We start from the raw sequence: 22,071 nt of genomic DNA on the forward strand, positions 1-22,071 counted from the left end.
GTGCCCGGGCCCGGTCGTGTCGCGCCGAAAGCCCGGTCGTGTCGCGCCCAAAAGCCCGGTCAAGGTCCGGCCGCATCCTTTGTTCGTCCCGTGCCGGACGCCGGGCCGTACGACATCAGACCCGAACCGGTCCTTTACGCGTGCGCCCGCGGCCCGGCGCGGCTAGGGTCGGGCGACGTGAATTCCCCCATCCCACCGACCTCCGTCCCGGCGCACCCGCGCGCCGCCCGGCCCCCGGCGTCCTACCGCGCCCTGGGCTGGCTGCTGGCCGTTCCCGCGCTGCTCGGCACCCTGATCACGCTGGTCCTGCCGACGGTCCAGACCGTCGTGCTCAGCCTGCACAGCGGCGGCGTGCTGCGGGAGAGCAGGTTCGTGGGGGCGGAGAACTACACCAAGGTGCTGGGCGGCGAGGAGTTCTGGCGGGCGCTGGGCCTCACGCTCTCGCTGACCGTCGGGCCGCTGCTGGTGGCCGTGGCGGTCGGGCCGCTGCTCGCGCTGGCCCTCGACCGGGGCGGCGCGCTGCTCCGGCGCGCGGGCCTGGTCACGCTGTCGCTGGCGGTCGTGACGTTCTCGCCGGTCGGCGTGGCGGCGGCCTGGCTGCGCGGGACGCTGCCCGACGCGACGGGCCTGGCCACGCTGGCCGAGGGCCTGCGCGATCCCGCCGGCGCGCCTGGGACGCTGCGGCTCGTCGTCGTGGCGGCCACGTTCGGGGTGGTGTGCGCGCTGGCGCTGACGGCGTTCCTGCCGGCGCTGCGCGGCGGCAGCCCGGGGGCAGCATCGGTGGTCGTGGCGGTGCTGGTCGCGCTCGCGGCCGTCGCCGTGGGGGCGCAGGCGTTCTCGATGGGCATGGTGCTCACCCGCGGCGGCCCTGAGCGCGCCACACAGACGCTCGCGGGCCTCCAGTACGACTACGCCTTCCGGATGGCCCAGTTCGGCCCTGGTGCGGCCGTCGCGGCCCTGACAGGCGTGCTTCTCGGCGCGCTCGGTGTCGTGGCCGTGGTCGTCGCCGTGACCACCCGCCTGCGCCTCACCCTTCTCCCCAAGCCCGTCAGGTCCCCGCGATCCGCGGATGGAGCGTTCCCCTCCGCCTTCTCCGACCGGCCCGCGACCCCGGAGGAGCCGTCCGGGCCGTCCGGATCGGGCGGTCCGGGGCGTCGGGGGCTCGGGGGTGTGGTCGTCGGCGGGGTCGCGCTGGTGCTCGTGGTGGCCGTCGCGGTCGTCTGCGCCTGGCCGTGGATCTCCGGCGTGCTCGCCGGCGGCGACCCGGCGGCGGGCGGCCCGCGCGCCCAGGTGAACACCTGGATCCCCGCCGTCGCGGGCGCGCTGGTGTCGGTCGGCGTCGCCTACCTGGGCGCGCTCGGCATCGGCGGCCTGCGTCCCCTGGGCGCGCGCAGCGAGTGGCTGCTGCTGCCGTTCGCCCCCTGGCTGTTCGCCGGCACCGGCGTCCTCGGCGTCGCCGACTGGCAGAACATGCGCAACCTCGGCCTCGTCGACACCTTCGTCGCCCTCTTCCCGCCGCTGCTGGTCAGCGTGCCGGCGCTGCTGGTACTGACCCTGCTGTGCAAGGGCCTGGCCGAGCGGAATGACCGGGACTTCTTCGGCGGCGTCCTGCTGCCGTCCCTGCCCATGGCGGCCGTGCTGGCCGGAGCGGTCACGCTGGTCAACGCCCACGACGTGTTGTGGCCGCTGCTCGTGGCCCAGAGCCCGGAGCTGTTCACCGTGCCCGTGACGCTGCTCTCCCGGCTCGGCGGCTATTCCGGCGCCGCTCCCGACGTCGGCGCGGGCACCCCGCTGGTCGCCGTCGCGGTCGCGCTGGCCGCCGTCGTGGCCGCCCAGCTCCTGTACCTCGACAGGCTCGCCATCAGCGTGAACGGTTCGCGATCCCCCCGGACCACCCCATAGGTTGAGGGGTTGTGGAAATTCGTGATCTTACTCCCGACGACCTCGACGACGTCCTTGACCTGCGTAAGCGCTCGTTCGGCCCGATCTCCGGCGCGGAGGTCGAGCGGTGGCGCCGTACGGTGACGCCCACCCTCGGCGAGGGCCGCTACCTGGGCGCGTTCGAGGGCGGCAGGCTCGCCGCCTCGGCCCGGCTGCGCCGCTTCACCCAGTGGTGGCACGGCCGCCCGCAGACCATGTCCGGCATCGCGGGGGTCACCGTCAACCCGGAGGATCGCGGCCACGGCGTCGGCACCGCCATCATGCGCGCCGTCATCGACCGGTCGGCCGGCCACGGCGACGCCGTCTCGTCGCTCTACCCGGCCACCACGCCCCTCTACCGCTCCCTCGGCTACGAGCACGCCGGGGCCCGGCACATGATCACCCTGCCCGCCGAGTCGCTGCGCCGCATCCGGCCCTCCGGCCAGGTCGAGCTGCGCAGGATGGGCCCCGGCGACGCCGCCGAGGTCGTCTCCCTGCTCCACCGGGTGCACGGCGCGGCCCGCTCCAGCGGCCCCGTCTCCTGGGACGAGGCCACCTGGAGCATCTGGCTGTCCAACGAGGACGACTTCCTCTACCTGGCCCCCGACGGCTACCTCGTCTACCGCTGGAACGGCGACGACATCCACGTCGACAACCTCGTCGCCGGGTCGGAGGAGACCAGCAGGGCGCTGTGGTCGATGGTGGGCACCTCGTCGTCCATCGCCCAGAAGGTCACCGCGCCGGTCGCCCCCGACGACCCGGTGCTCTGGCTGCTCGGCGAACGTTCGACGGACCGGGTCACGCAGGTGCGGTGGATGTTCAGGGTGCTCGACGTGACCGCGGCCGTCGGGCGCAGGGGCTTCCCCACCGCCGTCGCGGGCGGCGCCGCGGTCACCGTGCACGACCCGCTGCGCGGCGGCGGCTCCTTCCGGCTGGAGTTCTCCGGCGGCTCCGGCACGGCCGCCCCGTCGGCCGACGGGGGAGCGGCGCTGACCGCGGGCGGCTTCTCGGCCCTGTACGCCGGCGTCCCCACCGCGACCCTGCGCAGGAGCGGCCTCATGTCCGGCGACGACCGGGACGACGAGCTGCTCGACGCGGCCTTCGCCGCCAAGCCGTACATGCTCGACTACTTCTGACGGGACCGCCCGCCGTTCGCGGCGGGCGATTCGCGGTGCGCGGCCTGCTCAGCCGGGGTAGAGTCTCGTGCCGAACAGATGTTCGGCGGCGCGGGAGGCAAGCCGGTGCGGGTGATGGGCGTCGATCCGGGGCTGACCCGGTGCGGCCTGGGCGCGGTCGAGGGGCGGCCGGGCGCGCCGCTGTCGCTGGTGGCCGTCGGGGTGGTGCGCACCGGCGCCGACGAGGAGCTCGGCACGCGGCTGGTCGGCATCGAGGCCGGGATCGAGCAGTGGCTCGACGACGTGCGCCCCGACGCCGTGGCCGTCGAGCGCGTCTTCAGCCAGCACAACGTCCGCACGGTCATGGGCACCGCGCAGGCGGCGGGGATCGCCGTGTTGTGCGCGGCCCGGCGCGGGCTGCCCGTCGCGCTGCACACGCCCTCCGAGGTCAAGGCCGCCGTCACCGGCAGCGGCACGGCCGACAAGAAGCAGGTCGGCACGATGATCACCCGGCTGCTGCGGCTGGCCGAGATGCCCAAGCCCGCCGACGCCGCCGACGCCCTCGCCCTGGCCATCTGCCACATCTGGCGTGGCGGCGCCCAGCACCGCCTGGCCGAGGCCATGGCCCGCGCCGGCAAGGGGCGCTGACCCGTGCGGGCCGCGCGTGCTGACCGTTTCGTGGAAAGGGAGATCGAGTCGTGATCGCGTCGGTGGCGGGCAGGGTGGCGTCGGTCGCGCCCGACGGAGCCGTGATCGAGGTGGGCGGCGTGGGCGTGCTCACCCACTGCACCCCGGGCACGCTGGCCACGCTGCGGGTGGGCGAGCAGGCCAGGCTGGCCACGTCGCTGGTGGTGCGCGAGGAGTCGCTGACCCTCTACGGCTTCGCCAACGACGACGAGCGGGCCGTCTTCGAGATGCTCCAGACGGCCAGCGGCGTCGGCCCCAAGCTGGCACTGGCGATGCTCGCCGTCCACCCGCCCAACGCGCTGCGGGTGGCCGTGGCCGCCGCCGACCTCAAGGCGCTCACGCGGGTGCCCGGCATCGGGCAGAAGGGCGCCCAGCGCATCGTGCTGGAGCTGAAGGACCGGCTCGGCACCCCCGAGGAGGCCGTCAACGCGGCGATCGGCGGAGAGCGGCGGGCCGCGCTGTGGCGCGACCAGGTGCACTCCGGCCTGGTGGGGCTGGGCTATTCGAGCAAGGACGCCGACGAGGCCGTGGCCGGGGTCGCGCCCGAGGCCGAGGCCGACGTCGCCGCCGGCCGCCAGCCCCAGGTCGCCGCGCTGCTCAAGGCCGCCCTCCGATCCCTCAGCATCCGATGACCCGCCCTGCGACGTCCGCCTCGCACAAGGTGAGGAGCGGTGGCCATGGACTTTGAGCGCGAGCTGGTCTCGCCGGACGCCGGCGGCGACGAGCTTCAGATCGAGGCGGCGCTGCGGCCCAAGCGGCTGGGCGAGTTCATCGGCCAGGGGCGTGTGCGCGAGCAGCTCTCCCTGGTGCTGGAGAGCGCCCTGCGACGGCAGCGTCCGCCCGACCACGTGCTGATGAGCGGCTCGCCGGGCCTCGGCAAGACCACGCTGGCCATGATCATCGCGGCCGAGCTCAACATGCCGCTCCGCATCACCTCCGGCCCCGCCCTCGAACGGGCCGGAGACCTCGCCGCCATCCTGTCCACGCTGACGGAGGGCGAGGTGCTGTTCATCGACGAGATCCACCGCATGGCCAGGCCCGCCGAGGAGATGCTCTACCTGGCCATGGAGGACTTCCGGGTCGACATCGTCGTGGGCAAGGGCCCCGGCGCGACCGCGATCCCGCTCGACATCGCGCCGTTCACGCTGGTCGGCGCCACCACGCGGGCCGGTCTGCTGCCCGCGCCGCTGCGCGACCGGTTCGGCTTCACCGCCCACATGGACTTCTACGAGGTCGGCGAGCTGGAGCAGGTGCTCCACCGCTCGTCCAGGCTGCTCGGCGTCACCATGCCCGAGGAGGCGGCCCACGAGATCGCCCGGCGCTCGCGCGGCACGCCCCGCATCGCCAACCGGCTGCTGCGCCGCGTACGCGACTTCGCCGACGTGCGTGCCGACGGGACGATCGACCGAGATATCGCCTCCGCCGCACTCAACCTTTACGAAGTGGACGCCGAAGGGCTCGACCGGCTCGACCGGGCGGTGCTCGGGGTGCTGCTGCGCAAGTTCGGCGGCGGTCCCGTCGGCCTTTCCACGCTCGCCGTCGCCGTGGGGGAGGAGCCCGAGACCGTCGAGGTGGTGGCCGAGCCGTTCCTCGTCCGGCAGGGGCTGCTGGCCAGGACCCCGCGCGGCCGGGTCGCGACCGCGTCGGCCTGGACACATATGGGTATGACCCCACCGCCGGACGCGTTCGGAGCCACTGTTTCGCCGTGATCACGAAACGGTTGCAACCATTTCAAATTGGGAACTTCCCCGCGCGCCGAATCGCTGCCTCGTTGCCGCGTTTCATAACAACGGCCTACACTCCGTGGCTTGGCTGGCTGTGTAGGCTGACGGGCTGAGCGGCGCGGCCCGAGAGCTACGCAACGGAATTTCCGGCGCGAGGCCAGCGTCAAATTCTTGAACGACTATGGAAGGTCGCCCCTATGGACATGGGACAACTCGGAAGTATCCTGCCGCTGATCCTTCTGGTGGTGGTGTTCTACTTCCTGCTGATCCGTCCGCAGCGCAAGCGTCAGCAGGAAGCGCAACAGATGCAGAACTCCCTGACCCCGGGCGCCCGCGTCATGACGACGACCGGCCTGTTCGCCACGGTGGTCGCGGTGGAGAACGAGGACGTCGTGCTCGAGGTCGCGCCCGGCATCGAGACGCGCTGGGTGAAGGCCGCGATCGGTCGTGTCGTCCAGCCCGGTGACGCCCCGGTGGACGACGAGCCGGTCGCCGAGACCGAGATCGCCGAGAGTGACGCCAAGGAGTCCGACGCGCCTGTGGAGCGCAACGGCGATCAGGACTCCAGCACCAAGCAGTCCTGACTAAGCTCTGCGACAAACCCCTATCTGAGAGAATCGACGACCAGTGGCCCGACCGACCAGCCGCCACAGCCGACCAGGGCGCACGCTCTTGGTGCTGCTGGCGCTCATCCTCGCCCTGGGCGGGACGATGTTCCTGCAGAAGGCGTTCACGCCCAAGCTGGGACTCGACCTCGCCGGCGGAACGACGGTGACGCTGTCACCCGTGACCCAGACCGGTCAGTCTCCGCCTGAAGAGATCCTCGACCGCGCGGTCAACATCATCCGCGACCGGGTCAACGGCACCGGCATCTCCGACGCGGAGGTCGCCAAGTCCGGCGACAACATCATCATCTCCATCCCGGGCGTCGGACAGAGCGAGGCGATCAAGCTGGTCGCCACCACGGCGGAGCTGCGTTTCCGCCAGGTGCTCGCCATGGAGGCCACGCAGGTCCCGCAGAACCTGTCCACCGAGGCGCCCACGCCGGGCGCCTCGCCGTCGGCCCAGCCGTCGTCGACCGCGAAGCCGTCCTCGACCGCCAGGCCGTCCGGCAGGCAGTCGGCGACCACGCCGAGCGCGTCCCCGACGGGCAAGGCGCTGTCGTCCGCGCTGACCGCGCCGACGCCGGGCGCCACGCCCGAGGCCACGCAGACCGGGACCGGCCGTGACCAGACCGGCCAGAAGCAGAACAACAAGGGCAAGAACGGGACGCCGACGCCGGCTCCGAGCACGCCGCCCACGGCGCCGCCCAACCAGGACCCCAACGCGGGCATCAACACCCAGGGCATCGACCCGGCGGTCCTGCAGCAGTTCCAGAAGCTCGACTGCGCCGACCCCAAGAACCGCGGCCAGGGCGTCCAGGACGACCCGAACAAGCAGTACGCGGCCTGCGAGAGCGACGGCAGCGCCAAGTACGTCCTCGACGTCGCCAAGGTCGTCGGCACCGACATCGACACCGCCTCGGCGGGCGTGCGCCAGGGCACCGTGGAGTGGATCGTCCAGCTCGACTTCAAGAGCAAGGGCGCGGGCGAGTGGAGCAAGCTCACCACCACCGCCTACAACGCCCAGGAGCCGCGCAACAAGGTCGCGGTCGTCCTCGATGGCGTGGTCATCACGGCGCCCAACATCATCAGCCCGATCCCCGGCGGTCGCGCCGAGATCACCGGCGGCTTCGACCAGGTCACCTCCACCCAGCTGGCCGACCAGCTCAAGTACGGCGCCCTTCCGCTGAAGTTCCAGCGCAGCTCGATCGACACCGTGTCGTCGACGCTCGGCTCCGACCAGCTCGAAGGCGGCCTGATCGCCGGCATCATCGGCCTCGGCCTGGTGGTGCTCTACTCGCTGCTGTACTACCGGGGCCTCGGCCTCGTCGCGGTGCTGAGCCTCGTCGTGGCCTCGATCCTGACGTACACGGCGGTGGTGGTGCTCGGCCACAACGCCGGCTTCCGGCTCTCGCTGCCGCACATCATCGGCCTGGTGGTCTCGATCGGCATCACCGCCGACTCCTTCATCGTGTATTTCGAACGCATACGTGATGAGATGAAGGAAGGCCGGCGGACGCTGCGGGCGGCCGTCGAGGTGGCCTGGGTGCGTGCCCGGCGCACGATCCTGATCGCCGACGCCGTCATGTTCATCGCCGCGATCGTGCTGTACTTCCTGGCGGTGGGCGGTGTGGCCGGGTTCGCCTTCGCGATGGGCCTGACCACGCTGATCGACATCGTGGTGGTGTTCCTGTTCACCAAGCCGTTCATCGCCCTGCTGGCGAGGCTGAAGTTCTTCGCCAAGGGGCACCCGCTGTCCGGTCTCGACGCCGAGCGCATGAGCACCGAGCCGGCCCGCACGACCACTCCGCAGGAGGCCTGACATGGGACTGGGGCGTCGCCTCTACCGCGGCGAGATCGACGTCGACTTCGTCGGCAAGTGGAGGCTCTGGTACAGCCTGTCCGGCCTCCTGCTGCTCATCTCGCTCGCAGGCATCCTCTTCAACGGGCTCAACCTGGGCGTGGAGTTCAAGGGCGGCACCGTCTTCACCTTCCCGGCGACGACCGGCACCGTCGAGGAGGTCCGCGAGGACTTCCGCTCGCAGGGCGCCCACCAGGTGATCGTGCAGCGGGCCCGTGACAACTGGCGGGTCACCACCGAGACCCTGACGGAGTCGACGCTCAACCAGATGCAGACCACGATCGCCAAGGACTACAAGGTCCCGGTCAAGGACGTCAGCGTCCAGTCGATCGGCGCGTCCTGGGGCGGTGAGGTCTCCCAGAAGGCCTGGATCGGCCTGGGCGTCTTCATGCTCGCGATCATCCTGTACCTGTCGATGGCGTTCGAGCCGAAGATGGCCCTGTCGGCGATCGTCGCGCTCATCCACGACCTCGTCATCACGGCCGGCGTCTACGCCTGGTCGGGCTTCGAGGTCACCCCGGCGACCCTGCTGGGCTTCCTGACCATCCTCGGTTACTCGCTCTACGACGCGGTCGTCGTGTTCGACATGATCAAGGAGGTCACGGCCAAGCTGGGCACGACCTCCAAGATGACGTACTCGATGGCGGCCAACAACGCGCTCAACCACACGCTGATCAGGTCGCTGAACACCTCGCTGGTCGCGATCCTGCCGGTGGCGGCCATCCTGTTCATCGGCACCACGCTGCTCGGCGCGGGCACGCTGAAGGACCTGTCGCTGGCCCTGTTCGTCGGCATGATCGTCGGTACCTACTCCTCGCTGTGCGTGGCCACGCCGATGCTGGTCACGCTCAAGGAGCGGGAGCCGAAGTACCAGGCCATCGCCCGCCGCCTCGCCTCCACCTCCGGCAAGGGGGCGAAGGGTTCCAAAAGCGCAGCGGTAGCGAAGGGCTGAGCCCGCACGGCCCACCGGCGCCCCCACCCGTCCACGGGTGGGGGCGCCGTCGCGTTCAGGGGCCCTCTGCGGCGTTCGGGGACGTCGCCGGGCCATCAGGGCGCCCTGGCCCGGGGCGGGCGTCTGGGGCACGTCACAGGGCTTCCGGGACGTACGCCCGGTTCGAGGAGGGGCCGGAGTAGGCCATCATGGAGCGCGGCATCCATGAGGAAGGCGACGGAAGACACGATGAGCGAGCTCAGCCAGTTGATCCTTGACCGGATCAGGGACGTGCCCGACTACCCCCAGCCGGGCGTGCTGTTCAAGGACATCACCCCGCTGCTCGGCGACCCGGTCGCGATGGCCGCCGTGGTGGACGAGCTGGCCGGGCTCGCCGAGGTGGACAAGATCGTCGGGATCGAGGCCAGGGGCTTCATCCTGGCCGCCCCGGTGGCCTATCGGGCGGCGGCGGGGTTCGTACCGGTGCGCAAGAAGGGCAAGCTGCCGGCGGCGACGCTGGAGGAGTCCTACGACCTGGAGTACGGCTCGGCCACCATCGAGGTGCACCGTGACGCGTTCAAGCCGGGCGACCGGGTGCTCATCGTGGACGACGTGCTGGCGACCGGCGGCACCGCGAGGGCCACGATCGATCTCGTCGAACGGGCCGGCGGCCACGTGGTCGGCATCGCGGTGCTGATGGAGCTGGCCTTCCTCAAGGGACGCGAGCGCCTGCCGGAGGTCGACCTGCACTCCCTGGTGATCGTCTGAGAGCGGGCCGAGCGAGTCCGGGTTCGCGACCTGGATACACTGGGGGGATCTGGACTCGAACGTGAGGAGTCTGAGTGCCCCGTGATGTGGTCGTGCCCGACGTAACCGACGCTGGTAATGCCGAGGCGCCCGGCGTTCCTGCGGTGCGTCGACGACGGTTTGGGGGTGGGGCCATGAATCCGGTGCTGGAGCCGCTGTTCCGCACGGTCCGGGCCACCCACCCCAAGGCCGACCTGCGCCTGATCGAGCGCTCCTACGACGTCGCCGCCTACCACCACCGCGACCAGAAGCGGAAGTCCGGCGACCCCTACATCACCCACCCGCTGGCCGTGGCGACGATCCTGGCCGAGCTGGGCACCGACGACGAGACGCTGTGCGCCGCGCTGCTGCACGACACCGTCGAGGACACCGCCTACAGCCTCGACGAGCTGCGGGCCGACTTCGGCGACACGATCGGCTCGCTGGTCGACGGCGTCACCAAGCTCGACAAGGTCAAGTTCGGCGACGCGGCCCAGGCCGAGACCGTGCGCAAGATGGTCGTGGCGATGTCGCGCGACATCCGCGTGCTCATCATCAAGCTCGCCGACCGGCTCCACAACATGCGCACCATGCGCTACCTGCCCGAACACAAGCGCCACCAGAAGTCGCGCGAGACGCTGGAGATCTTCGCGCCGCTGGCCCACCGGCTGGGCATGAACACGATCAAGTGGGAGCTGGAGGACCTCGCCTTCGCGATGCTCTACCCCAAGCGCTACGACGAGATCGCGCGCATGGTGTCCGAGCGAGCGCCGCGGCGCGACCTGTTCCTCCAGGAGGTCATCGAGAAGGTCTCCGGCGACCTGCGCGAGGCGAAGATCCGCGCGGTGGTCAAGGGCCGGCCCAAGCACTACTACTCGGTCTACCAGAAGATGATCGCCCGCGACGTCGCCTTCGACGACATCTACGACCTGGTGGGCATCCGGGTCCTGGTCGACAGCGTGCGCGACTGCTACGCGGCGCTGGGCACGATCCACGCGCGCTGGAACCCGGTCCCCGGCCGGTTCAAGGACTACATCGCGATGCCCAAGTTCAACATGTACCAGTCGCTGCACACCACGGTGATCGGTCCCGAGGGCAAGCCTGTCGAGCTGCAGATCCGCACCCACGCGATGCACCACAGGGCCGAGTACGGCGTTGCCGCCCACTGGAAGTACAAGGAGGAGGTCGGCGCGCCGGGCCCGACCGGCAAGGTCAAGCCGGGCAGCGACATGGCCTGGCTGCGCCAGCTCCTCGACTGGCAGAAGGAGACCGCCGACCCGGGCGAGTTCCTGGAGTCGCTGCGGTTCGACCTGTCGGTCTCCGAGGTCTACGTCTTCACCCCGAAGGGCCAGGTCATCGCCCTGCCCGAGGGCGGCACCCCGGTCGACTTCGCCTACGCCGTCCACACCGAGGTGGGCCACCGCTGCATCGGCGCGCGGGTCAACGGCCGGCTGGTGCCGCTGGAGTCGCGGCTCGGCAACGGCGACACGGTCGAGATCTTCACCTCCAAGTCGCCCGACGCCGGGCCCTCGCGCGACTGGCTGAAGTTCGTCAAGTCCGGCCGGGCCCGTAACAAGATCCGGCAGTGGTTCTCCAAGGAGCGGCGCGAGACCGCGATCGAGGCGGGCAAGGAGGCCATCGGCCGGGCCATGCGCAAGCAGGGCCTGCCGCTGCAGCGCCTGATGTCCGGTGAGTCGCTGCTGGCGCTGGCCCGCGACCTGCGTTATCCCGACGTGTCGGCGCTCTACGCCGCCGTGGGGGAGGGGCACATCGCCGCGCAGGCGGTCGTGCAGAAGCTCGTGGCCTCGATCGGCGGCGTGGAGAGCGCCGAGGAGGACATCGCCGAGACGTCCCTGCCGACCCGGCTGCGCGGCCGCCCCCGCGGTGGCGGCGCGGGCGTGGTCGTGGCGGGCGACGCCGACGTGTGGGTACGCCTGTCCAGGTGCTGCACCCCGGTGCCCGGCGACGAGATCGTCGGATTCGTCACCCGCGGCCACGGCGTGTCCGTCCACCGCGCCGACTGCACCAACGTGCAGCAGCTCAGGGAGCAGCCCGACCGGCTGGTCGAGGTGAGCTGGTCGCCGAGCGACGACAGCGTCTTCCTGGTGGCGATCCAGGTCGAGGCGCTCGACCGCCCGCGCCTGCTCTCCGACGTCACCCGCACCCTGTCCGACCAGCACGTCAACATCCTCAGCGCCTCCGTGACGACCTCGCGCGACCGGGTGGCGATCAGCAAGTTCACCTTCGAGATGGGCGACCCCAAGCACCTGGGCCACGTGCTCAAGGCCGTACGCAGCATCCAGGGCGTCTTCGACGTCTACCGGGTGAGCGGCGCGAGCGGCTGACGTTCAGCCCTTCAGGTCCGGCAGGTTGACCACGATCGCCTCCTGGGTGCTGCGCGCGATCACGACGACCGCCTCCCGCTCGGGGTCGGGGTTCTCCTCCCGGTGCGGGGTGTAGGGCGGCACGTAGACGTAGTCGCCGGGGGCCGCCTCGATGCGCCGCTCGCGGCCGTCCTGGAGGAAGACGAAGCGCGGGCTGCCGCTGACGACGTAGATGGCGGTCTCGGAGGCGCCGTGGTGGTGGTCGGAGGAGCGGGTGGCGGGCGCGACGTGCGTCTGGCCCATCCACAGGTTCGCCGACCCGGCCGTGACGCCGCTGATCGCGGCCATCCTGCGCATGCCCGCGCTCTGCGTCGTGTCGCCTGAGAGCGCGTCTGAGGCGATGTGACGCAAGGGGAGGTGGAAGGAGTCCCCCTCGGCCCGGTAACCCTCCCACAGGCGCCCTCCCGCCCGTTCCAGGACGCCCAGGGCCACCGTGGTCAGGAGCGCCGGGTCGGAGTGGGCCGTCAGGAGGTCGTCGGCCAGCGCCGGGTCGTGCTCACGCAGCTCGCGCAGCAGCCACTTGCCGTTGCCCCGCCACCTGCCGCCCACGTCGAGCGCCAGCCTGGCGGTCTCCTGGACCACCTGCCAGCGGATGAACAGCTGCTCGCCGGGGTCGGTCGCGCCCGCCAGGTCGTCCAGCAGGTCGGACAGGCCGTAGCGGGCGCGTTCGGCGCGCGTGCCGGCCAGGTCGCCGGGACCGGCGGCCAGGCGTTCGCCGAGCGCCGTCTGCAGGTCGCTGGCCCGGCCGCCGGTACGGTCGACCAGGACCGCGCCGTCGGCGCACATACGGGCCACGCCCGGCTTGCGCTCGGCCAGGTCGCGGTCGACGTAGGCGTTGAGGCTGGTCTCGCTGTGCACGTAGAGCTCGACCGGCCAGCCGTGCCAGCGCAGGGACTCCCGGTACGGCACGGCCAGGCCGTCGAGCACCACCACCACGTCGAGGTCGGAGGTGCTGGTGCGGCGCTCGGTGAGCACGCTGCCGCCGACGAAGGCGTACAGGGCGCCGGGGAACAGCTCGTCCACGAGGGCGCGCGCGACGCTGACGGGGTCCATGCGGTCAGCCTAGGACCCCGGCCGCCCTCCGAAGATCGGTTCAGCTGAACTCGGTCAGCGTGCGCTCGGCCTCCTCCAGCCACGAACGACGGGCGACCAGCGCCTCCTCGGCCTCCTTGACGTCCTTGGCCCGGCCGGCGGCCTGCGCCTTGGCCAGCCGCTTCTCCAACTGCTCGATGGAGGTGCGGAGCTGGTCGACCGTGCTCTGGGCACGCGCCCTGGCCTCGGGGTTGGAGCGCTTCCACTCGGCGTCCTCGGCCTTGCGCACGGCCTCGTCGACCTTGCGCAGCCCGCCTTCGAGCCGGTCGCGCTGCTCACGCGGGACCGGGCCGGCGGCCTCCCAGCGCTCCAGGATGTGCCGCAGCGCGGCCCTGGCCGTGCGCACGTCGGTGATCGGGAGGATCTTCTCGGCCTCGGCCAGCAGCTCCTCCTTGACCTCGGCGTTGGCCGCGAGCGAGGCGTCGCGCTCGGCGAAGACCGCCGAACGGGCCTGGAAGAACTGGTCCTGGGCGGCCTTGAAGCGGCCCCACAGCTCGTCCTCGACCTCGCGCGAGGCGCGCCCGGCGGTCTTCCACTGCTGCATCAGCTCGCGGTAGATCGCCGCCGTCGTGCCCCAGTCGGTCGAGTCCGCGATGGCCTCGGCCTCGGCGACGATGCGCTCCTTGGCCGAACGTACGCCCTCGCGCTGCTCGTCCAGGCCCGCGAAGTACTGCTTGCGGCGCTTGGCGAACGACGTGCGGGCGGCCGACAGGCGCTTCCACAGCGCGGCCTCGGTGACCCGGTCGATGCGGTCGGCGGCCTTCCACTCCTCCACGAGCTGGCGCAGCCGCTCACCGCCCGACTTCCAATGGGTGGTCTCGTCGGCGATGCGCTCGGCCTCGGCGACGATACGTTCCTTGACGCCCCTGGCCTCGACGCGCGCCTGGTCGCGGGCGGCCTTGACCTCCTCGCGGCGATGGCCGACCAGCTCGGTCAGGCCGTCGAGGCGGGCCGTCAGCGCGGCCAGGTCGCCCACGGCGTGGGCGTCGGCGACGGCCTCGCGCAGCTTGGCGATGCTCGCCTCGGCCTGCGCGGGGGCCAGGTCGGTGCCCTTGACCCGCTGTTCGAGGAGCTGTACCTGGCCGGACAGCTCGTCGTACTTGCGATGGAAGTAGGCCAGTGCCTCTTCGGGTTCACCGGCCTGCCAGGAGCCGACGGCTCGCTCTCCCTCAGCCGTACGCACGTAGACGGTGCCGTCGTCGTCTACCCGGCCCCACGGGTCGGTGCTCACCGTGTCCTCCCGCACTATCCATCAGACCCTTCGGGACTACTTCGTCCCTAGTTTGTATTACGTCAGCTCTTGCCGGCGATTGTCACGTCTTTGATTTCGAGGGTTTGCTTCGGTGCCCCGGTCCCATCTCCCATGTCCGCGATGATGCCCGCTTTGTTCACCTTGTCCAGGATGTCGAGCCCCTTGGTGATCGTACCCACCGGCGTGTAATCCGGGGTGAGTCCGAGATCGCCGTAAACGAGGAAGAACTGGCTCCCCGTGCTGCCCGGCGCCGAGGTCTTCGCCATCGCCATCGTGCCCCGCTTGTACGTGGCCCCTTCCAGGTTCTCCTCGGCCATCACGTAGCCGGGGCCGCCCGCGCCGTCCTGGCTCTTGCCGTCGGCCTTGGCCGTCGGGTCGCCGCACTGCAGCATCGGGAACTTGTCGCTGCCGAGACGGTGGCACTTGCTGCCGTCGTAGAACTTCTTGGCGGCCAGGAAGGCCAGCGAGTTGGTCGTGCACGGCGCCTTGGCGTTGTCGAGCTCGACCACGATGTCGCCCAGGTTGGTCTTGAGCGTCATCGCCTTCTTGGCCGGCTCGGTCTTGACCTCGGCCGGGGGCATGCCGACGTCCTTGACCTGGCCGCCGCCCGCCTCCTTGACGTAGTCGCACGTGCCGGCCGCCGCGTTGTACGGCTTCGGCCCCGTGCTGGCCTGGGCCGAGGCGGTGTCCTGCGGCGCCGAGGCCGAGGGCGAGGCGGTCGCCTCGGTCTGCGAGCCGCCGCCGCCGAGCAGCGCGACCGCCGCCACGACGCCGCCCACCACGACGACCACGCCGACCGTGGAGCCGATGATCGCGGTGCGCTTGGCCTTCTGCTCGCGCTCGATGCGGCGCTGCATCTGCCGCTCGTAGTGCTCACGTGCCAGCTGCTTCTGCCGGTCCTTGCCCGTGGCCACCGCTTTGCCTCCCATAGTCAATCAACTGAGGTGGGCGAATCGTATCGGCCAATGGGTAATGATTCGCAGCCCGGCGACCCGCACCGGTACCCTTCGGTTACATTCCCATTGGCTTTTCGACGAGATCACCTGAGGCAGATGCTCATCGCAGGCTTCCCCGCAGGGGCCCTCCAGACCAATTGTTACGTCGTCGCGCCCGCGGCCGGCGAGGAGTGCGTGATCGTCGATCCGGGCCAGGACGCGGCCGGAGGCGTCGACGAGCTGCTGCGCGAGCACCGGCTCAAGCCGGTCGCGGTGCTGCTCACGCACGGCCACCTCGACCACGTGTGGTCGGTCGCCCCGGTCTGCGGCGCGCGCGACGTCCCCGCGTGGATCCACCCCGACGACCGCCACCTGCTGAGCGACCCCTCCGCCGGCTGGGGCGGCGGCGTCTCGCTGTTCGGCGACATCAGGCTGAGCGAGCCCGACGACGTGCGCGAGCTGTCCGACGGCGCGGAGCTCAGCCTGGCGGGCCTCGATCTCGTGGTCGACCACACGCCCGGCCATACCAGGGGGTCGGTGAGCTTCCGGCTGCCCGGCGACGAGATCATGTTCTCGGGCGACCTGCTGTTCGCCGGCTCCATCGGCCGTTCCGACCTTCCCGGCGGCGACTACGCGACCCTCCTGAGCAGCCTGGCCACCAAGTGCCTGCCGCTGCCTGACGATACGGTCGTCCTGCCGGGCCACGGACCACAGACCACGATCGGCCGCGAGCGCGCTACCAACCCGTACCTGAAGGAAGCGGCGCCGCAGGCCGGTCCCACACGAGGGATCTAATGAGCTTCCAAGCACCGAAAGGCACCTTCGACTGGCTGCCGCCGCGCTCCGAGCGCGTGCTGGCCGTGCGCGAGGCGCTGGTCGCGCCCCTGAGGCTGGCTGGCTACGGCTACGTCGAGACCCCCGTCTTCGAGGACACCGAGCTGTTCAAGCGGGGCGTGGGCGAGTCCACCGACGTGGTCTCCAAGGAGATGTACACCTTCCCCGACAGGGCGGGCAGGTCGCTGACCCTGCGCCCCGAGGGCACCGCCTCGGTCGTGCGCGCCGTGCTCCAGCACAATCTCCACACCGGCCAGCTCCCGGTCAAACTGTGGTACTCCGGCAGCCAGTTCCGCTACGAGCGTGCCCAGAAGGGCCGCTACCGCCACTTCTGGCAGGTCGGGGCCGAGGCCCTCGGCTCCGAGGACCCGGCGCTCGACGCCGAGCTGATCGTGCTCGGCGCGCGCGGCTTCGCCTCGCTCGGGCTCAGGCAGGTCAGGCTGCTGGTCAACTCGCTCGGCGACAAGAACTGCCGGCCCGCCTACCGGGCCGCGCTGCAGGAGTTCCTGCGCGGGCTCGACCTCGACGAGGACACCAGGGCCCGCATCGAGATCAACCCGCTGCGGGTGCTCGACGACAAGCGGCCCGAGGTGCAGGCCCAGCTCACCGGCGCGCCGCTGGTGGTCGACCACCTGTGCGCGGCGTGCAAGAGCTACCACGAGGAGGTCCGCTCGCTGCTGACCGCCTCGGGCGTGGCGTTCGAGGACGACCCGCGGCTGGTGCGCGGGCTCGACTACTACACGCGCACCACGTTCGAGTTCGTGCACGGCGGGCTCGGCTCCCAGTCGGCCGTCGGCGGCGGCGGCCGCTACGACGGGCTCAGCGAGATGCTGGGCGGCCCGCCGCTGCCCAGCGTCGGCTGGGCGCTCGGCGTCGATCGCACGTACCTGGCGATGGAGGCCGAGGGTCTGCTCGACGAGGCCGCGCCGGGCCGCGTGCAGGTGTACGGTGTCCCGCTGGGTGACGACGCCCGCCGCCGCATGTTCCTGCTCGTCTCCGAGCTGCGCGAGGCGGGCATCAGCGCCGACATGGCCTTCGGCGGCAAGGGGCTCAAGGGCGCGATGAAGGGCGCGGACCGTTCCGGCGCCCGATTCGCGCTGATCCTGGGCGAGCGTGACCTCGCGGCCGAGGCCGTGCAACTGAAGGACCTGACCACCGCTGAACAGACCGAGGTGCCGCTGGCCCAGGTCGCCGACGTTTTGAAAGGGAAAGTGCAGTGATCCGCACGCATACGGCCGGGTCGCTCCGTGAGGAGCACGCCGGGCAGCAGGTGACGCTCGCAGGATGGGTGGCCCGCCGCCGTGACCACGGCGGCGTTGTCTTCATCGACCTGCGCGACGCCTCCGGCTCGGCGCAGGTGGTCTTCCGCGAGGAGGACCACGCCCACGACCTGCGCGCCGAATACTGCGTGAAGGTCGTCGGCCAGGTCAGGGTGCGCCCGGAGGGCAACGAGAACCCCGAGCTGCCCACCGGCGCGATCGAGGTCGTGGCCGAGCGGGTCGAGGTGCTGAGCGAGTCCGCGCCGCTGCCGTTCCCCATCGAGGGCAACGTGGGCGTGTCGGAGGAGGCCCGGCTCAAGTACCGCTACCTCGACATCCGCCGCCAGCAGGTCGCGAGCGCCATGCGCACCCGTTCCAAGGCCACCTACCTGGCCAACGAGGTGATGCACGAGCTCGGCTTCGTCTACGTCGAGACCCCGACGCTGACCCGTTCCACCCCCGAGGGCGCGCGCGACTTCCTGGTGCCGGTCCGCCTGCAGCCCGGCAACTGGTACGCCCTGCCGCAGTCGCCCCAGCTGTTCAAGCAGCTCCTCCAGGTCGCCGGCCTGGAGCGCTACTACCAGCTCGCCAAGTGCTACCGCGACGAGGACCTGCGGGCCGACCGCCAGCCCGAGTTCACCCAGATCGACGTCGAGATGTCCTTCGTCGACCAGGAGGACGTCATCGAGGTCGGCGAGAAGCTGGTCGGCCGGCTGTGGCGGGAGATCCTCGGCTACGAGATCCCCATGCCGCTGCCGCGCATGACCTACGCCGACGCCATGGCCCGCTACGGCTCCGACAAGCCCGACCTGCGCTTCGGCCAGGAGCTCGTCGAGATGACCGACTACTTCTCCGCCACCTCCTTCCGCGTGTTCCAGGCCGACTACGTCGGCGCCGTGGTCATGCCGGGCGGCGCCTCGCAGACCCGCAAGGAGCTCGACGGCTGGCAGGAGTGGGCGCGCAGCCGCGGCGCCAAGGGCCTGGCGTACGTGCTGGTCCAGGAGGACGGCACGCTCGGCGGCCCGGTCGCCAAGAACCTGTCGGAGGCGGAGCTGTCCGGCCTGGCGGCCAAGGTCGGCGCCGCCCCCGGCGACGCGATCTTCTTCGCCGCCGGAGCCCGCGGCGCCTCGCGCGACCTGCTGGGCGCGGCCCGGCTGGAGATCGGCCGCCGTTGCGGCCTGATCGACGAGTCGCAGTGGTCGTTCCTGTGGGTGGTCGACGCCCCCATGTTCGAGGAGGACGGCGAGGGCGGCTGGACGGCCGTGCACCACCCGTTCACCGGCCCCAAGCCGGAGTGGGCCGACAACTTCCAGGACCACCCGGCCGAGGCCCTGGCCTACGCCTACGACATGGTCTGCAACGGCATGGAGATCGGCGGCGGCTCGATCCGTATCCACCGGGCCGAGATGCAGCAGCGGGTCTTCGACGTGCTCGGCATCTCCAAGGAGGAGGCCGAGAGCAAGTTCGGCTTCCTGCTGGAGGCGTTCAAGTACGGCCCGCCCCCGCACGGCGGCATCGCCTACGGCTGGGACCGGATCTGCATGCTGCTGTCCGACGGCGACTCGATCCGCGACGTGATCGCGTTCCCGAAGACCGCCTCCGGCTTCGACCCGCTGACCGGCGCGCCCACGCCGATCACGGCCGACCAGCGCAAGGAGGCGGGCGTCGACGCCCAGCCCAAGAGCGAGGCCCAGTCCAAGAACGAGGCCCAGCTCAAGAACGAGTCCTGACCCGCACATGACGACGGCGGGCGCCCCTTCCCCGGGGGCGCCCGCCGTCGTCGTGCCGGCCGCTACTTCACGGTGACGCGCTTGATGATGATCGGGTTCTTGGGGGCGGTCGAGCCGCCGTCGCCCACGATGTCGTCGCCGTTGACGATGACGCCGTCCTTGGCGACCTTCTCGATGATCTCCAGGCCCGAGCGGACGATGCCGAGCACCGAGTACTGCGGTTCGAGCTGGCCGTTCTCGTCCGACAGCGAGATGGCGAACTGGCTGCTGTTCTGCCCGGCGGCGCCGTCGGGCTGGGTCAGGAACACCACGCCCTTGGTGTAGGACATGCCGCCGGCGGCCTCGTCGGCGTACACGTAGCCGGCCGTGCCCTGGCCGTCGGTCGGGTTCCTGCCGTCGGCCTTGGCCTGCGGGTCGCCGCACTGGAGCAGGAACAGGCCGGCCGTCTCCGGCGTCGCCAGGCGGTGGCACTTGGTGTTGTCGTAGAAGCCCTTCCTGGCCAGGAACGCCATCGAGTTGACCGAGCACGGGGTCGCGTTCGCGTCGACGTCGATCACGATGTCGCCGTGGTTGGTGCTCACGGTCATCGTCTTGAGCTTCAGGTTGGGCCGCTTGCCCGGCAGGCCGACGAACTTGTTGGGCGCGGAGTCGTCACGCTTGTACGTGCACGACACCTTGCTCGCGTTCTTCGGCGGCGCGGTGCTCGGCAGCGCCGTCGGCGCGGGGGAGCTGGTGCTGGCGGAGGGCGTGGGCGTGCTCGCCGCCGCGGCGGTCTTGTCGTCGTCGCCCATCAGGGTGGTCGCGGCGAAGACGCCGCCCGCCACCACCACGACGGCCACGCCCGCGCCGATGAAGGTGTTCCGCCTGGCTTTGGCGGTCTGCTCGGCCGCGCGCTTCGCCTGCCGCTCCTTGTGCTCCCGAGCCAGCTCGCTCTGGCGGTCGTCGCCGCTCACCGGTTGTCTCCTTCATCTTTGCCGACACATGACCAAACAACTCCGCGAATGCTACCGGCCTCCGATATGTGCCGGGCGTAAGTGACGAAAGCCGTTGACTGGGGCAAGTGTGATCAAGAACCTTTTCGCGCGAGGATTCGTAGTCCTGGTGAGGCCCCTTAAGGAGTGACCGTGTTCGATCAGATCCTCGGTTTGCCGGCCCATCCGCTGATCGTCCATTTCGCCGTGGTGCTGACGCCGCTGCTCGTCCTCGCGGCGGCGGCGTACGCGCTGGTGCCCCGCGTACGGACGCCGGCGGCGTGGGCGGTGGTGCTGCTCGCCGTGGCCGCGCCCGTGGCGGTGTTCGCGGCCAAGGAGAGCGGCGAGAGCCTGAAACGGGCCCGCTTCGCCGAGGTCGAGGGCCCGCTCGGCGCCCGCGTCGCCGCGCACGAGAGCTACGCGAGCCCGCTGCTGTTGTCGGCGGCCGGCCTGGCGGCCGTCACCCTGGCCCTCGTGTACGCCACCACCCCCGGACGCGGCTCGCTCACCTCCGACCGGTTCGGCAGGCCCGTCACGATCGTCCTGTCGGCGCTGACGGTCGTCCTGGCCGCCGTGGCGGGCTACTTCTGCTTCCGCGCGGGCGACTCCGGGGCCAGGGCCGTATGGGCATCGGCGGGCATGACGCCCCTGCACGGCGTGTAATCTCGCGTTGTGGATAGCCTGTTCGATTCGGCGGCTGAGGAGGCCACCCCGCAGCCCCTCGCGGTGCGGATGCGCCCGCGCACCCTCGACGAGGTGATCGGCCAGCGACACCTGCTGGGCTCCGGCACCCCGCTGCGGCGGCTGGTCGAGAGCGAGGCCCCCATGTCGCTGTTCCTGTGGGGCCCGCCCGGCACCGGCAAGACGACCCTGGCCTACGTGGTCTCCAACGTCACCAAACGCCGCTTCGTCGAGATCTCCGCCGTCTCCGCCGGTGTCAAGGACGTCCGTGCCGCCATCGACAACGCCCGCCGCGAGCTGGGCATGAGCGGCCGCCAGACCGTGCTGTTCGTCGACGAGGTCCACCGCTTCAACAAGGCCCAGCAGGACGCGCTGCTCCCGGCAGTGGAGAACCGCTGGGTCACGTTCATCGGCGCCACCACCGAAAACCCGTCCTTCTCGGTCATCTCGCCGCTGTTGTCGCGCTCGCTGCTGCTCACGCTGGAGTCGCTGTCCGACGACGACGTACGCGCGGTCCTGGAACGCGCGGTGTCCGAGCCGCGCGGCCTGGGCGGCCGGGCCACCCTCGCGCCCGAGGCCCTCGACCACCTGGTACGCCTGGCCGGCGGCGACGCGCGCAGGTCGCTGACCTACCTGGAGGCCGCCGCCCTGCTGGCCGACGACATCACCGTCGAGGTCGTGGAGAAGGCCGCCGACAAGGCGGCCGTGCGCTACGACCGCCAGGGCGACCAGCACTACGACGTGATCAGCGCGTTCATCAAGTCGATGCGCGGCTCCGACGCCGACGCGGCGCTCCATTACCTCGCCCGCATGATCGAGGCCGGTGAGGACCCGCGCTTCATCGCCCGCCGCATCGTCATCTTCGCCTCCGAGGACGTCGGCATGGCCGACCCCACCTGCCTGCAGACGGCGGTGGCCGTGGCCCAGGCGGTGCAGCTCATCGGGCTGCCCGAAGGCCAGATCAACCTGGCCCACGCCGTCATCCACTGCGCGATGGCGCCCAAGTCCAACGCGGTCGTCAAGGCCATCGGCGCGGCGGTCGGCGACGTGCGCAAGGGCCTGATCGGCCAGGTCCCCGGCCACCTGCGCGACGCCCACTACCCCGGCGCGGCCAAGCTCGGCCACGGCGACGGCTACAAGTACCCGCACGACTTCGACCACGGGCTCGTGCGCCAGGACTACGCGCCCGAGCAGGTGCGCGAGCGCCGCTACTACGAGCCCACCAGACACGGCGCCGAGGCCCCCGTGGCCGACCGCTGGACCCGGATCCGCGACTTCCTGCGCGGCTCCTGACCGCCCCGCCCGCT

19 protein-coding genes are annotated in these 22,071 nt (G+C 71.2%); 15 read left to right on the top strand and 4 right to left on the bottom strand.

Annotated elements, in window-relative coordinates:
• The first annotated feature begins 177 nt into the window (after positions 1-177).
• From IEZ27_RS39420 to IEZ27_RS39465, 10 genes are all read left to right on the top strand, one after another.
• Entirely contained in the window at positions 178-1,902 is a 1,725-nt protein-coding gene (locus IEZ27_RS39420) for a sugar ABC transporter permease (RefSeq protein WP_189651943.1), read from the top strand.
• An 11-nt stretch (positions 1,903-1,913) separates the two neighbouring features.
• Complete coding sequence (locus IEZ27_RS39425; RefSeq protein ID WP_189651944.1) at positions 1,914-3,056, top strand: GNAT family N-acetyltransferase; 1,143 nt, start codon at positions 1,914-1,916, stop codon at positions 3,054-3,056.
• 105 nt (positions 3,057-3,161) lie between these two features.
• A complete protein-coding gene (ruvC, locus tag IEZ27_RS39430; protein WP_189652008.1) occupies positions 3,162-3,683 on the top strand; it encodes a crossover junction endodeoxyribonuclease RuvC in 522 nt (173 codons plus the stop codon).
• A gap of 50 nt (positions 3,684-3,733) precedes the next feature.
• Entirely contained in the window at positions 3,734-4,354 is a 621-nt protein-coding gene (gene ruvA / locus IEZ27_RS39435) for a Holliday junction branch migration protein RuvA (protein WP_189651945.1), read from the top strand.
• Between the two features lie 45 nt (positions 4,355-4,399).
• Positions 4,400-5,431, top strand: a complete 1,032-nt coding sequence (gene ruvB / locus IEZ27_RS39440) for a Holliday junction branch migration DNA helicase RuvB (protein WP_189651946.1) — start codon at positions 4,400-4,402, stop codon at positions 5,429-5,431.
• Between the two features lie 212 nt (positions 5,432-5,643).
• Positions 5,644-6,030, top strand: a complete 387-nt coding sequence (gene yajC / locus IEZ27_RS39445; protein ID WP_189651947.1) for a preprotein translocase subunit YajC — start codon at positions 5,644-5,646, stop codon at positions 6,028-6,030.
• Between the two features lie 91 nt (positions 6,031-6,121).
• A complete protein-coding gene (secD, locus tag IEZ27_RS39450; RefSeq protein WP_229824769.1) occupies positions 6,122-7,870 on the top strand; it encodes a protein translocase subunit SecD in 1,749 nt (582 codons plus the stop codon).
• Between the two features lies 1 nt (position 7,871).
• Positions 7,872-8,861, top strand: coding sequence for a protein translocase subunit SecF (secF, locus tag IEZ27_RS39455; RefSeq protein WP_189651948.1), 990 nt, complete (start codon positions 7,872-7,874; stop codon positions 8,859-8,861).
• A 228-nt stretch (positions 8,862-9,089) separates the two neighbouring features.
• Positions 9,090-9,608: an adenine phosphoribosyltransferase gene (locus IEZ27_RS39460; protein ID WP_125635871.1), complete on the top strand. Its 519-nt coding sequence runs from the start codon at positions 9,090-9,092 to the stop codon at positions 9,606-9,608.
• Between the two features lie 173 nt (positions 9,609-9,781).
• Positions 9,782-11,971 carry a RelA/SpoT family protein gene (locus IEZ27_RS39465; RefSeq protein ID WP_189651949.1) on the top strand — a complete coding sequence of 730 codons (2,190 nt, stop codon included), beginning with the start codon at positions 9,782-9,784 and terminating at the stop codon, positions 11,969-11,971.
• 3 nt (positions 11,972-11,974) lie between these two features.
• Here the strand turns inward: IEZ27_RS39465 and IEZ27_RS54435 are convergent, their stop codons facing one another.
• From IEZ27_RS54435 to IEZ27_RS39480, 3 genes are all read right to left on the bottom strand, one after another.
• Positions 11,975-13,063, bottom strand: a complete 1,089-nt coding sequence (locus tag IEZ27_RS54435; protein ID WP_229824760.1) for a cupin domain-containing protein — start codon at positions 13,061-13,063, stop codon at positions 11,975-11,977.
• A 40-nt stretch (positions 13,064-13,103) separates the two neighbouring features.
• The gene (locus IEZ27_RS39475; protein WP_189651950.1) at positions 13,104-14,333 is read right to left on the bottom strand and encodes a DUF349 domain-containing protein; all 1,230 of its coding nucleotides are present in this window, start codon (positions 14,331-14,333) and stop codon (positions 13,104-13,106) included.
• A 62-nt stretch (positions 14,334-14,395) separates the two neighbouring features.
• Positions 14,396-15,283 carry a peptidylprolyl isomerase gene (locus IEZ27_RS39480; protein ID WP_189651951.1) on the bottom strand — a complete coding sequence of 296 codons (888 nt, stop codon included), beginning with the start codon at positions 15,281-15,283 and terminating at the stop codon, positions 14,396-14,398.
• 123 nt (positions 15,284-15,406) lie between these two features.
• Between IEZ27_RS39480 and IEZ27_RS39485 the strand changes: the two genes are divergently transcribed.
• From IEZ27_RS39485 to aspS, 3 genes are read left to right on the top strand one after another with little or no spacing between them, the layout of a single operon-like run.
• Positions 15,407-16,084: an MBL fold metallo-hydrolase gene (locus tag IEZ27_RS39485; RefSeq protein ID WP_189651952.1), complete on the top strand. Its 678-nt coding sequence runs from the start codon at positions 15,407-15,409 to the stop codon at positions 16,082-16,084.
• Positions 16,084-17,343: a histidine--tRNA ligase gene (gene hisS, locus IEZ27_RS39490; RefSeq protein ID WP_189651953.1), complete on the top strand. Its 1,260-nt coding sequence runs from the start codon at positions 16,084-16,086 to the stop codon at positions 17,341-17,343. Before IEZ27_RS39485 ends, hisS begins: the two co-directional genes overlap by 1 nt.
• On the top strand, positions 17,340-19,112 hold the full coding sequence (gene aspS, locus IEZ27_RS39495; protein ID WP_189651954.1) for an aspartate--tRNA ligase: 1,773 nt from the start codon (positions 17,340-17,342) through the stop codon (positions 19,110-19,112). Before hisS ends, aspS begins: the two co-directional genes overlap by 4 nt.
• Positions 19,113-19,174: 62 nt before the next feature.
• Here aspS and IEZ27_RS39500 read toward each other — a convergent pair whose 3' ends face one another.
• On the bottom strand, positions 19,175-20,065 hold the full coding sequence (locus IEZ27_RS39500; RefSeq protein WP_189651955.1) for a peptidylprolyl isomerase: 891 nt from the start codon (positions 20,063-20,065) through the stop codon (positions 19,175-19,177).
• Positions 20,066-20,236: 171 nt separating this feature from the next.
• Between IEZ27_RS39500 and IEZ27_RS39505 the strand changes: the two genes are divergently transcribed.
• The gene (locus tag IEZ27_RS39505; protein ID WP_189651956.1) at positions 20,237-20,746 is read left to right on the top strand and encodes a DUF2231 domain-containing protein; all 510 of its coding nucleotides are present in this window, start codon (positions 20,237-20,239) and stop codon (positions 20,744-20,746) included.
• A 69-nt stretch (positions 20,747-20,815) separates the two neighbouring features.
• Complete coding sequence (locus tag IEZ27_RS39510) at positions 20,816-22,057, top strand: replication-associated recombination protein A (RefSeq protein ID WP_446686180.1); 1,242 nt, start codon at positions 20,816-20,818, stop codon at positions 22,055-22,057.
• Positions 22,058-22,071: the final 14 nt, after the last annotated feature.

The organism is Nonomuraea spiralis, assembly GCF_014648435.1.
Classification (GTDB): domain Bacteria; phylum Actinomycetota; class Actinomycetes; order Streptosporangiales; family Streptosporangiaceae; genus Nonomuraea; species Nonomuraea spiralis.